The 12501-nt window shown below is 38.7% G+C and carries 12 protein-coding genes; 2 read left to right on the forward strand and 10 right to left on the reverse strand.

Annotated elements, in window-relative coordinates; translation table 11 throughout:
• Positions 1 to 16: 16 nt before the first annotated feature.
• Both EHQ64_RS07555 and EHQ64_RS07560 read right to left on the reverse strand, forming a co-directional pair.
• Entirely contained in the window at positions 17 to 1369 is a 1353-nt protein-coding gene (locus EHQ64_RS07555) for a hypothetical protein (RefSeq protein ID WP_135648883.1), read from the reverse strand.
• Between the two features lie 123 nt (positions 1370 to 1492).
• Positions 1493 to 2287 (reverse strand): helix-turn-helix domain-containing protein, encoded by a 795-nt coding sequence (locus EHQ64_RS07560; protein WP_135648884.1) that lies wholly within the window; start codon positions 2285 to 2287, stop codon positions 1493 to 1495.
• A 119-nt stretch (positions 2288 to 2406) separates the two neighbouring features.
• Between EHQ64_RS07560 and EHQ64_RS07565 the strand changes: the two genes are divergently transcribed.
• The gene (locus tag EHQ64_RS07565; RefSeq protein ID WP_246048631.1) at positions 2407 to 2868 is read left to right on the forward strand and encodes an SRPBCC domain-containing protein; all 462 of its coding nucleotides are present in this window, start codon (positions 2407 to 2409) and stop codon (positions 2866 to 2868) included.
• Between the two features lie 2 nt (positions 2869 to 2870).
• Here the strand turns inward: EHQ64_RS07565 and EHQ64_RS07570 are convergent, their stop codons facing one another.
• The 8 genes from EHQ64_RS07570 to EHQ64_RS07605 are packed head-to-tail and all read right to left on the reverse strand — an operon-like array spanning position 2871 to position 11049.
• Positions 2871 to 3293 (reverse strand): acyl-CoA thioesterase, encoded by a 423-nt coding sequence (locus EHQ64_RS07570; RefSeq protein ID WP_135648885.1) that lies wholly within the window; start codon positions 3291 to 3293, stop codon positions 2871 to 2873.
• A gap of 1 nt (position 3294) precedes the next feature.
• Complete coding sequence (pheS, locus tag EHQ64_RS07575; protein WP_135648886.1) at positions 3295 to 4320, reverse strand: phenylalanine--tRNA ligase subunit alpha; 1026 nt, start codon at positions 4318 to 4320, stop codon at positions 3295 to 3297.
• Positions 4317 to 5717, reverse strand: coding sequence for a UDP-N-acetylmuramate--L-alanine ligase (locus tag EHQ64_RS07580; protein WP_135648887.1), 1401 nt, complete (start codon positions 5715 to 5717; stop codon positions 4317 to 4319). The genes pheS and EHQ64_RS07580 overlap by 4 nt, the downstream gene beginning before the upstream one ends.
• Complete coding sequence (locus EHQ64_RS07585; RefSeq protein ID WP_135648888.1) at positions 5714 to 6343, reverse strand: hypothetical protein; 630 nt, start codon at positions 6341 to 6343, stop codon at positions 5714 to 5716. Before EHQ64_RS07585 ends, EHQ64_RS07580 begins: the two co-directional genes overlap by 4 nt.
• Positions 6343 to 7455 (reverse strand): DUF4340 domain-containing protein, encoded by a 1113-nt coding sequence (locus EHQ64_RS07590; RefSeq protein ID WP_135648889.1) that lies wholly within the window; start codon positions 7453 to 7455, stop codon positions 6343 to 6345. Before EHQ64_RS07590 ends, EHQ64_RS07585 begins: the two co-directional genes overlap by 1 nt.
• Positions 7448 to 9388, reverse strand: coding sequence for a motility-associated ABC transporter substrate-binding family protein (locus EHQ64_RS07595; protein ID WP_135648890.1), 1941 nt, complete (start codon positions 9386 to 9388; stop codon positions 7448 to 7450). The genes EHQ64_RS07590 and EHQ64_RS07595 overlap by 8 nt, the downstream gene beginning before the upstream one ends.
• Positions 9385 to 10113: an ABC transporter permease gene (locus EHQ64_RS07600; RefSeq protein WP_135648891.1), complete on the reverse strand. Its 729-nt coding sequence runs from the start codon at positions 10111 to 10113 to the stop codon at positions 9385 to 9387. The genes EHQ64_RS07595 and EHQ64_RS07600 overlap by 4 nt, the downstream gene beginning before the upstream one ends.
• Positions 10114 to 10116: 3 nt before the next feature.
• Positions 10117 to 11049, reverse strand: coding sequence for an ABC transporter ATP-binding protein (locus EHQ64_RS07605; protein ID WP_135648892.1), 933 nt, complete (start codon positions 11047 to 11049; stop codon positions 10117 to 10119).
• Positions 11050 to 11325: 276 nt separating this feature from the next.
• Between EHQ64_RS07605 and EHQ64_RS07610 the strand changes: the two genes are divergently transcribed.
• Positions 11326 to 12483, forward strand: coding sequence for an ACP S-malonyltransferase (locus EHQ64_RS07610; RefSeq protein ID WP_135648893.1), 1158 nt, complete (start codon positions 11326 to 11328; stop codon positions 12481 to 12483).
• Positions 12484 to 12501: the final 18 nt, after the last annotated feature.

Raw genomic sequence — 12501 nt, forward strand, 5'->3', positions numbered from 1 at the left:
CTTCAATTACAAGGTTTCAATTCGGAAAATTTTTCCGTATAGCATCCTTGGAAAGATTCCCTTCCTTATCCGTTCTGATCAAAATTGCATCCGTATAAACTGCAGGCTTTCCTTTGGTATAAGCCGCGATCGTAAATCCATCCGGAACATTTATGATACGATATGCCAAATACAAACGTTTCGTATGTTTCTTCTCCCATAACTTTTTACCGTCCGTGGAAAATTTAACTAAACGTAATGGCCCTTCTCCATCCGCCGATATACTCATAAATTCTTTTTCGGGGGTCTCGATAATGTCCGTCAAAAAACCTAATCCTTCCGTTTTCTGAACAGATTCCCATAGTAAATCTCCAGCTTGGGTTAATTTCATTAACCAAGTTTGATTGTTTCTAGGACTGGAAGCGACTGCACCTGCAAAAAGAAGATTTCCGTCGGAAACCGGAATGATAACGGAAGCCCATTCTTCTATTCCAGGCTTGCCAAATTGTTTTTTCCAAACCGGCTTTCCATCCTCGTCGATCCTATGTAAGATCACATCCTTTTGAGATTCTTTTCCCGATTGAATATTAGTATTCTCTGTTAGTAAAACTCCTCCATCAGAAAATCCTAAACTAGCTTGAGGGAAATTTTTGATATCTTTCAGATGTTTTACGGACTTCAGATCCCCATCTTTAGAAAATCGAACGAATAAATAAGCGGTTTCAATCGTACTGGAAACTGTTGTTTTATTTCCTTCTTTTGTTTCTTTTTCCAAACGATATTGAACGGAAACAATTGCAGTCAATTTTCCGTTGGATAACTCATGAAGATGATATACTCCTACATCCGTTTCTCCGCAGAAAGAATCACAAAATTCCTTAGGAAGTATGAATTTTTCCCAAACAAGTTTTCCATCAGGATCATACTTCATGAAGATCAATTGCTTTTTTTCTACCGAACCCATAGTACCGATCGTAACAAAGCCACCGTCGGAAGTTTCCCTAGAAAGTTTTGCAAAAACGCTTTCATAGTTTAGAATATCGTTCGTATAACCTCCAAGTTCCACAGGTTTTGACGTAAAAAGATACTTCCACCAAATCGGATTTCCGTTTCCGTCTATCTTAGCTGCCCAAGCGCTGGAATATTTTTTTTGTTTTGCCAATGAAGTCGTATCAACACGACCACAATCATTTGCAGAACCTACCAAAACCGAACTTCCGTCTTTCAAAGGAACAAAATATCCGGGCAAATCTTCCGGACAGTCTTTAGCTACCATCCCACTATATTGCTCTCCACCAACTATTGTTTGCCAAAGATTTGAATTCTGAGCTTGTAAGGAGAAAGAGATAGTGGCTAAAAAGAAAATTGAAAAAAGAAATTTTTGTCTCATATGTTTGGGTCCAAAAAAGGAACCAAAAGATAAGAAGATTTTTTATTTTGTAAAGAATTTATTGCAAGAGGCCTTGATTGTCATACTTATCCCCAAGGTTATAGAAAATAGAACTCTAGTCTTTTATAGACCGATCCCTTTCGCATATTCTTCCGGGCTTTTACCTATCATTCTTTTGAAATCTTTTATAAAATGAGCTTGGTCGAAATATCCTAATTCCAATGCAAACTCCACCCAATCCATATCCTTAGTAATACGATCCAATGCCTCAAACATTCTGTACCGATTGATGATCCATTTCGGGCTTACCCCTACATATTGATTGAATACTCTTTGCAATGCTCTAATTGAAGATCCTGAAATTTTCACAAGATCTTCTACCTTTAAAATATTACGATCATTCGATACCTTTTCGGTAAGTTCATTGATCCAAGTAATCGTTTCATCTTCTTCAGGAAGTCGATCATACAAAAAGTTTTCCGCAAATTGAACTAACTCAGATTCGGACTGTAAAGAGAATACCTCGTCCTCCAAAGGTTTTGTAGGAACTCCAAATACCTCTTCTATCCGTATCGTTTTGTCAGTAATTTCGGAAAGAGATCTTTTATAAAAAGGAAAGAAGGCACCAGGTCTAAATTTGATCCCAAATACAAAACCTTCTTCTTTTAAGGTTTGAGAGAATCTACCGCTTACCACTCCGAAAATTTTGGTATTCTCTTTTTCGAAAACCAAATGAACGGAAGGATGAGGAAGATTTTCTTGAACCATCGGACCGGACTCTCTCATGTCCCATCGAACAGACCAATAATGTTCTACGAAAAAACTGAGGCCCAAAGAAGGAGCGCTTCTAGTTAAACTCCAATTCTCTCCTGCAATGGATTTGATAATCCCTCTTGGTTTATTTAAGTCTGTTTTCAAGATATGAACCTAAAATTATTCCTCCAAATTCTAGACAGTTGTCGCGTTTTTACAATCTTTTTGTTTAGTGCTTTGTTATCCTAAACCCTGAAGAATTCAAAAATCTTTGGGAGAATTACATGGAAATCAAATATGAAATTTATATCGGAGCTAAACCGGAGCAAGTTTGGAATATAATAGTTTCAAACGAAGAAAGTGGAAAAGTTTTTCACGGTTGTGGAATTGAATCCGATTTCAAAATAGGGAGCCCTTACGCGTATATCGGCCCTGGGCTTTCTGGAGATAGGACTTCGCACGTAGAAGGTAAGATCTTGGAATATTCACCTAACAAAACATTATCGATGACTTGTATTGTAGGTTCAGTCTATGGAGAACATTACAAAGATTTCGAATCTAGGGTAACTTATTCTTTAGAAACTTTCGGAAAATTGACTAGATTAAAGCTTCTAAATGATCAAATGAAACCTGGAGATCCTTCTTATGAACGTTCTGCGGATGGAGGCTGGGCCCGAGTTCTTTCTTCTATCAAAAGTTTAGCGGAAACTGGAAAGGTTTTGGAACTTCCTTTGGGAGAAGAATAATATCAGGCAGTTTCGAAAGCCGCTTTAAACTTCTCTAAATCTTCTTCCAAGATTGATCGGATCCAGTTAGGGATCGGTATAGAAGTTTTATTACGATGGTCATAGGAAACCTGGACAGTTTTTGCTCTAGTAAAAATATCCTTGGTTTCCGAATGTCTGATCAAAGAAGTAAAATCCCAAGACTTGTTTCCGATCTTAGAAACACAGGTCCAAACTTCGATAGGATGAAATAGCTCAACTGCTTTCAACATATCTACTTCCATTCTTGCGAGTAAGAAGGGAACATCATAGATATCTCTTGTATTGAATTTTTTAGAACAATAATCTACTCGTCCTATTTCAAAGTAGGACATGTATCTTGCATTATTGACATGAGCAAAAGGATCCAAATCGTTCCATCTGGTTTGGATCGGAGTGATAATCATATTAGAATTGTTTTAAGAATCTTAAATTTCCGGAATGAAGATAACGAATATCGTGGATTCCGTATTTCATCATTACTAATCTGTCTAATCCAAGCCCGAAAGCAAAACCAGTCCATTCTTTGGGATCTAATCCGTTCAATTTAAATACGTTCGGATGAACCAAGCCGCAAGGCATTAGCTCTAGCCAACCTGAATGTTTACAGACGGAACAACCCGATCCACCACAAACCTGACAGTTGATATCCAATTCAAAAGCCGGTTCCACAAAAGGAAAAAATCCAGGTCTTAATCTTGTTTTAACTTCTTTTTCAAAAACCTTGGAAAGAAGGACTTCCATGGTGTATAACATATTTCCCGCAGAAATATCCTTACCTACTACCATACCTTCGATCTGATAAAAAGAAGTTTCATGAGAAGCATCCACTTCTTCATAACGAAAAACTCGGCCAGGTCCTATGATCTTGAAAGGAGGTTTCAATTTTCTTAATGCACGAACTTGGATAGCGGATGTGTGAGTACGGAGCAAGTTCCCGTTTTCTAAATAGAAAGTATCCTGCATATCTCTCGCAGGATGATCGTCCGTAAAGTTTAATGCACCGAAATTATTGAAGTCAGTCTCTACTTCTGGTCCGTCCCAAATCTCAAAACCCATCGAGGTAAAAATATCCTCGATCTCATATTGTATTTTCGTAATAGGATGAAGAGTTCCGGGTTCAGACTCTCCAAGCGGTCGAAGAGTATCAAACCATTCCTTTTCGGATTGTTCTCTGAAACCTTTTGTTTTAAGATTTTCCCTGGTTTTAGAAACGATCTCTTCTAAATTTTTGGAGAGATCGTTTGCTTTTTGACCTACGGTTTTCTTTTCCTCAATGGATAAAGAGGCCAGGTTTTTTAAGACAGAGGTAAGTTTCCCTTTTTTACCAAGGTACTCGTTTTTGTTTTTATCCAGGTCCGCTTCGTCGACGGAAGAACCGATCAAACGATTCGCTTCTTCAAAAATTTTGTCTAATTCTTCCGATAGATTCATTTTCTAGATCCGACCAATTCCTTCAATGAAGGATATATTCCGCCGAAAGCCCCATTGGACATCGCTAGGATCAGGATTTTATCCTTCTCAAATTGGGGAAGGATTTTCCGGACTTTCTGGACCAGATCCTTAGCGTCCCTGCAGTAAAATGGAAGGGTCGCAGAGTGTTTAGGCAACTTTAGGATCAATTTTTTTACATCCAGACGATTGTCTTTAGAAACCTTTTTAAGATTATAGATCTCGGTAATCATGGTGACCGCAGAACCTTTAAACGCAAAGGAATACTCTTTTTGGAAAACATTTCTATGAGAAGTGGCGCTTCTTGGCTCGAATAAACTAATGATCTTGAAACCAGGAAATCTTTGTTTTACGGAGCGGATCGTTTCTTCTACAGCGACTGGATGATGCGCAAAGTCCTCGATCAGGATACTTTTAGAAGATTCGAACAGGATTTCTTGCCTACGCTTTACGCCTGGGAATGATTCCAAAGCATCTAGAAGTTTTTCCCTTGGTTTTGAAACATTCTCTTTTTTTAATATTTCTTCGCAAACTCTAAGTGCAACTTCTGCATTGCGATAATTATGATTTCCAAAAAATCCGGGACGAAGAAGTCTTTCTCCGCTATATAAATCTCCCTTTTTCCAAGTAAGGAAAGAATCCTTCTTATTGAATTCGAAAGCTTCGGACTTTACGAATTTAGAGGCTTCTCCGCAAATTCTTTTTAAATTCGCAGCACCCGCCCAATAATACACTTTGCCGTTTCCCGGAACCAATCTAAGCAATCTGGAGAACATGATTTCGATCTCACCGATATCCTTAAATATATCCGCATGATCAAAATCTAATGCGTTTAAGACTGCATATGTAGGACGATAATGTAAAAATTTAGAGGCTTTATCGAAGAATGCGGTATCGTATTCGTCACCTTCGATCACAAAATAATTCCCTTTGGTAAATTCGAAGCCAGGAAATCCATCTTTTCGAATTCCTCCTACAAACAAGCCAGGTTCTAATCCAACTTGCTTTAAGAGATGATGGATCAAAAAAGTAGTCGTTGTTTTTCCGTGAGTTCCTGCGACTACTACTACCTTCTTTCCTGCGAGAATGTATTTTTCTAATGCTGCAGACATGGAAACATATTCCAGTCCTGAATTTAATACTTCTTCTACTTCAGGATTTCCTCTGGAGATCGCATTACCGACAACGATCAAGTCTTTGCCTTTTACTCTCTCTGCATCAAATCCTTCCGAGTAAGGGATCCCCCACTCTTTTAATTTGTCAGACATCGGAGGATAAACACCCGCGTCCGAGCCGGAAACGTCATGACCTAAACTCCTAAGCATAGAAGCCAGGTTTCCCATTGCGATTCCGCCGATCCCTATCAGATGGATTTTCAATTTAATATGGTCCTAATGATATTATAAATGATCGTGAACACTAAGAAAATACTTAAAAGATATGCGGAACCGAATAAGAAGAAGATCTGTATCTCCTTGGAATCAGTGCCACTTACACGTTTCATTCCGATATAAGAAAGATAGATCGAATATAAAAAAGCAATCCCTATCAAACCTAAATTGATAGGACTAGGTAGGACCCAAAATATGGAAGAAGCGGAGAATGCTATAAATGCTAGGGTCAATACATCCGCGGGAGGATAATTTTCTCCTTTGGTACGATCCACTTTTCGATAAAATACCCTAACTACATCATATTGAGAGACTAATAAAAGTAATACTGGATAAATGATCAGAGAAGTAATTACGCCTGAGAATAAATTCCACTCTACCTCCTCCCCGAAAACAAGGTCCCAAAGGATTTTGATCGCATTTCCTGCAATTTTAGAGATCGGAGCAAGAACCCAAAGTGCATAATGTAAACGTAATAGTTCTTTTCTTCCTAGAGAAGGATTTCTTAAATATAGATCGAAAGCCTCTTTCGGAGCTTTAAAAATTTTTTCTAAAAGCGAAAGTTTCGTCTTTTCGACTTCAGTTAATTCTGAATTAGGCGTGATCAAAAACATTATTTTTTCTGAGAAGCCTTTCCAGCTTTTACCTTAGGAGCTTTCACGATCGCTTTTGCATTTTTGATCGCAAGCGCGGCAGACTGAATTTGAACAAAAGCATTTTCTACGATATAAACAGGAGGTTCTTTAAACGTAGAATTCACGATCCGGATCACAGGAGTTAGCTTTTTATCTCCTATACTCGTTTCTTTATGAAAACGATACACGATCTCGTTCCCATCAGAAATGGAAACTTTGACACTAGCTAAAGAAAATTCGGATTTCTCGGAACCTGGAGCTAAAATATTCCCGATACCGAATCCCGCGCCATTCTCATCGTCAGGAAAATTTTCTACTTTGAGACCGGTCATGTATCTAAAAAGATCTTCTCCAAGTTTAGGTTCCAAAAGAATAATCTCTCCAGAAAGCCTTCTCCAAAAGTTTTTCTTAACACTATTTGCTTCGTAAGGGGTATTGTCTATTTTGATGGAAGTGCCATTCTCATCTATATAAGAGATCTCTTTTACATATTCCTTATTCAATGTAAGAATACTTTTTTGACGAAAGTCCTGAGGACCTTTTTGGAATCGATCGAACAAATAAGAGGAAGAAGTTAATACGTTACGTACAGGAGCATCGTCCAAAACGACACGAGTCGAGCCTAAAGAATGTTTTTTTCCAATCTTCAGAGTTTTAGAAATATTTCCTGAATAAAGAACCAACTTAGGGGACCCTTCTCCTACTTGTAGAGATTCTTTGATCTCTATTCCAGGCAAAACTTCGTCTGTCCCTTTGACTCGATACACTCCGAAATCTCGGATCGTATTCTCCGAATTATAACCGCCTTCGTATTCTATATCTTTTCCGGTTTCTAGATCCTTATTGGACACCGTAAAAAATTTTTCTCCCTTCTTGATCCCATCTTTCACAGAGATCGTAAAAGGTTGAGGATAAAACTTCTCTCCAGTCTTTTCCCTCCACTCTTCACTAGGAGGATAATATTCGATACGATCTAAAGAAAGTTTCCAGTATTGGATCTCTGTCGCATCTTCTTTCGTTTTTTCTAATAGAAAAAAAGCTAAAAATAAAAGTACGACTACAAGACCGAATAAATAAAGTTTATTACGCATCTTTTCGTCCCGCTTTTTTTCTTTTGATCACATAAATGGAGCCTAAGCCCGCAATCAAACCTGGAAATAAGAACATCCCTAAGATCCAAACCGCTCTTTTTTGTCCGTCGGTTAACGAGACTGTTTCTATCTCTTCCTTTTTAGGAGCGATCGCAGGAAGGCTAACATCTTGGTACATCCAAGTTACCGAAGCGCCTGCCAATTCGTAATTCGCTTCGTAAGGAAGATACTGATTTGTGATCCAAGAAGTTCCGGAATAGATCACAATCCTTCCTTCTTTATCCGCACTCTTTTCCGGTAAACTTGTAGGTGGAGGAGAATTCGGATCCGCAGGAGGAGGTATCAATGGCGTTTCGGATTTAGTACGAAGAACTAACGCTAAAGGAAGATTTTTTTTCTCCTCATCCTGTTCTTGTTTTCCATTTCCGTTTTTATCTATAAACACATCTCCGCCGGATTCCAAAAGAATTGCACCTTCTGTCTTAAAATCCGCAGCGGTTTTAGGCGGCTTCTGCTCGAAATATCCGCTATAAGGAAATATGATCCCAGCATCTTTTTTGGTTAAGGATTCTTCGATCGGATGGTTTCTGAAAGATTTTGCCAAGATCATACCAGGAGCTCTGGAAGGAATTTGGGAAAGATTTGCTTTTACAAAAGAATATCCGGCAGTTTCCAAAAGCCAATCAAATGTTTCAGTACCGCGAGGTTCTATCGTAATGAAAAGTTTTCCTTTCTTCTTTAATACGAAATCCAGAATAGAAGCTCTTGCTTCCGGAGAAAAAGGAACAGTAGGCCCTGCGATCACCAAAAATTCCGCGTCCTCAGGAATTTGAGAAGGCCAATTATTTTGGAATCCTATACCTGAAGATTTAAAGTTCAAAAAGGATAATGCATCGGAGAATCGAACTAATTTTTCATTCGGCAAGTTCTGGAATGTCTTAGAATATCTTTCTCCGTTCGACTCGGTAAAATATACTTTTCTTTCCTGAGTAGTGACGTTCATAAAAGCCTGAACGAGTCTTCTTTCTAAATCTTCTAACTCAGACTTATCCTTTACTCCTACTTTCTGCTCAGGATAAGGACCTGCAATAGAGCCTGCCTTACGATAACGAACCAACACATTTCCGTTTGAAACTTGACCGAACTCAACGATCTCATCCAACTCAACATCTGCGTTAATGAACTTTACCTTAAATCCTGGATGGATAGATACCATTTGACTGAGAAGAATTTCCAGATCCGGACGGATCCTTTTCAAAGCAAGCGAAGAGCTTCCATCCGCGTTACGAGCAGTGCTATCCAAAGGCCGAGGATAAAAAGCGATCACGTCAACTTCTCCACCTTCAGGAATTTCTTTCAGGATCTTCTTAGCTTCTATAGAAAAAGAATGAACTCCTTTGGAGCTAAGATCGAAATTATGATTTCGCATTACGGAAATATAATTTGCGAGTATAAGAACTAGTAGTAAAATGCCTGTTCCGAAGAAAAAATCTCTTACTAAACTTTGTTTTCTGCCTTTCAAGCTGGATTGATTCTCGAAAGAACTTCTTTCCCATTCTCTTAAAACGCCTAAAAACGCACTTCCTAATACGAAAAGTACCAGGAATACTAAGAGAAATTCCCTTAAACTTCCGATCCAAGCCGGAGGAGTTGTTCCCTTTTGTAAGGAAATATCATCCAAGTAAATGCGTAAAAAATAAATCCCTAATGCTAAGATCCCAAGCCCGGAAGAGATCAGCAGATTCGTTTCCTTATCTTCCTGTTTAGAACCCAAGTAAGATAAGAATCCGGATCCAACAATCGTTGCAAGAACGAGTATAGAAAGTATCCATCTCAATCCGGAACTGGAAAAAGACTCATAAATAGGAAAAAATAATAAAAGAAATAGGATCGATGCCCAGGAAAGAATTCTGGATAATAAATTGTTTTTCATCCTCTCCATCTCCTAGATTCCAAAACTTTTACAGTAAGATATAAGAAGAAGATCGTTCCGCTTATAAAGAAAACCGTACTGCTCAAAGGAAGTACTCCTTTTGAAAAACTGATAAAATGAGTGAAAATATGTAAATGGAACAAAACGCTTCGGGTTGCGGCATCGAATAAATGTGAGAAGTATCCGATTACCCAAAGAGTCAGAAGGATCGCGATCGAGATGAGTAAAGAGATCATTTGATTCTTACCTAAACTGGATCCGAACAAACCGACTGCAAAAGTAAATAGCCCCAGCAAAAATACGCCGATTGTTCCGGAAGCTACGATATACAAAGGAGCCTTCCAGAAGAAGTATAAGAACAGAGGAAACAAACCATCTACCGCAACGGAGATGATCGCACAAACAAAAGCCCCGAATAAGAACTTACCTACTATGATCTCTAAATCTGAAATCGGAGCGGTAAATAGGAACTCCAACGTGCCTCTATTTTTTTCCTCAGTAATCGAACCCATCGCTACGATCAGCATCGCAATGAGCATAGTACTCATAAAGGAAATGAACGTGATGATCGTTGTTTCTGTATAATTCGTACCTGAGTTAAAATTGAGGATCAGTACAAATAGAGAATTTAAAAAAGCGGTTCCCCCTAAAACGAGAGGCGCCAGATAAGTGCCAAAAAAGACCCTGACTTCTTTTAAGAAGATCCATTTAATATTTCGAAACATGAATTAAACCTTATTCATAAAGATTTGTTCTAATGTAACATCCTGCTTTCTGATAAATTCAGGCAGGATCCCGGATGAGGAAATTCCGGAATACAATTCCTCTTTAAACTTTCTTTCGGAAGAAGTGTTGACCAGGAATGTGGAACCTGTCGCGTCTTCTCCTATAAATTTTAAAGTAGCTCCGGATTTATTTGCGATCCCATTCAAATAGTTTTCGGTTTCCGATCTGGATTTTCCGGATAAGGTTACTTCCAATCCGGAAAGATTTTCCATTTCTCTTTCCAACTCTTGACGATCACACTGGTAAACTAATCTTCCCTTATGCAGGAACAAGAATCGATTACAAGTTTTATGAACTTCCGGGAGAATGTGACTTGAAAGAAGGATCGTATGTTTCTCTTTCAATCCGTTTATTAAATTACGAATTTCTACTATTTGTTTCGGGTCCAGTCCTGAAATAGGTTCGTCCATAATGATAATTTCAGGATTTCCTAAAATTGCCTGAGCGATCCCTACTCTTTTCCTGAATCCCAAAGAAAGTGTTTCTATAACTTTTTCTTTAACCGAATTCAGATCGGTAAGACCTAAGACCCGATTCAATTCGGAAGAAAGATCGGCTTCTGAGATCTGTTTGATCCTAGCTGCAAATGTGAGATATTCGATGACAGTTAATTCCGGATACAAAGGAGGAGTCTCCGGAAGATAACCGATTTTCTTTTTAAGTTCCAACGGATGTTCGAAGGTGTTCAATCCGTTCAATTCGCAAAGTCCGTCGGTGGCCATTAGATAGCCTGTGAGAATTCGAATAGTGGTGGTTTTTCCCGCGCCGTTCAGGCCTAGCAAGCCTACGATTTCGCCCTCTTTGAGTTCGAAATTCAAACGATCAATGGCTAATTTCTCTCCGTAAAATTTGGAAAGGTTCCTTACTTTTATCATATTGTTTTCTGTCCGGACCTACCGGAGATTGGAAGATATTTCTAGTTAGAAGGGTTCGGAAAGAATAACCTCACGCAGACCTAACTCGGTCAATCATTTTCCCGCATAATGCTAGGCTCGAGGTTTTTGGAGGCTTTTTAGTAGAATACTATATCGTTTAATGGAACGATCGTTCTTTACGAACAGTATTTAGGAGCAAAAAGCTCCTCAAAAAAGAATTGCGAACCCAAGGGTCGAAAGAAAAGCATCTTCTAACGACTTATAACAAGGCATTGTATGGCAGTAGCAAACTTTTTGAACGAAGCAAAGGCCCAAGGCAATAAACTATTTTTGCAATTCGGAGGCCAGGGTTCTCCTTGGTTGAAGGAATTATCCAAACTGTATGAAACAGATCCTTCTTTAAAAGAATTGTTTGATACAGCTTTTAAAGCTCTCGCAGAAGAAATCCCTAGCTTGAACAAAAGTATCATTTCTCAAGGATACGATTTCGAATCTTGGATCAAAAATCCCGAGTCTGCTCCGGATGAAAATTATCTTTGTAGCGCTACCGTTTCCATCGTAGGAATTTTCCTTACACAGACCGCAAATTACGTCTCTTTAGTCGGCAAAGGTTTTGCAACTTCCGAATTGATCGCAAATGCAAGCGGAGCTACCGGTCATAGCCAAGGTATCATTCCTGCAGTGTTGATCGCTTTAGGAAAAGAAGGTGCAGACTTCTACAAAGAATACGCAAAATTTCTAAAATTCGTTTTATATCTTGGATACCGTGCCCAAGAACTTTTCGGAGTATATAACCCATCCGAAGAAGTATTAAAAGGAAATGAAGAGATCGGAGACAAACAACCAGCTCCAATGGTTGCTGTGATCGGATACTCTGCCGCAGAACTTTCTGAAAGAGTTGAAAAAACAAATTCAGAACTCGGACTAAGTGGAGCAAAAGCGATCTACGTTTCTCTTTTCAATACTCCGGATTCTAATATCGTTTCCGGAACTCCTGAAGCTCTTCTTGCTTTCCGTAAAAAATTCAAAGCGGAAATGGATGAGAAAAAAGTAAAGTTCGTATATCTAAGAACTACTGCTCCTTTCCATTGCCCGATCATGGACGAAACAGAAAAGACTGTTCCGAAAGATATGGAAAGGATCGGATTCAGCTACAAAGGTTCCGATCTGAAAATCCCAGTGTATTCTATTTTTGATGGAAGAAATTACCAAACAGAAGCGGATATCAGCCTTCCTTTATTCAGAGAAGTTTTGATCAAAGCTTTGTATTGGGATAAGGCGACCGCTACTTTCGTCAAAACTCCTAAGTTAGTAGGAATAGATTTTGGACCGAGTGTTGTTTCTCAGAAATTAACCCAAGCGAATTTGGGAACTTCCGAAAACAAAATTTATAGTGCATCTAGCCCGAAAGACATCAAGGTACTTTTGGCTTAATCTTTCCTCCGGGATTTT

The sequence above is a fragment of the Leptospira sarikeiensis genome (genome assembly GCF_004769615.1).
GTDB lineage: Bacteria > Spirochaetota > Leptospiria > Leptospirales > Leptospiraceae > Leptospira_B > Leptospira_B sarikeiensis.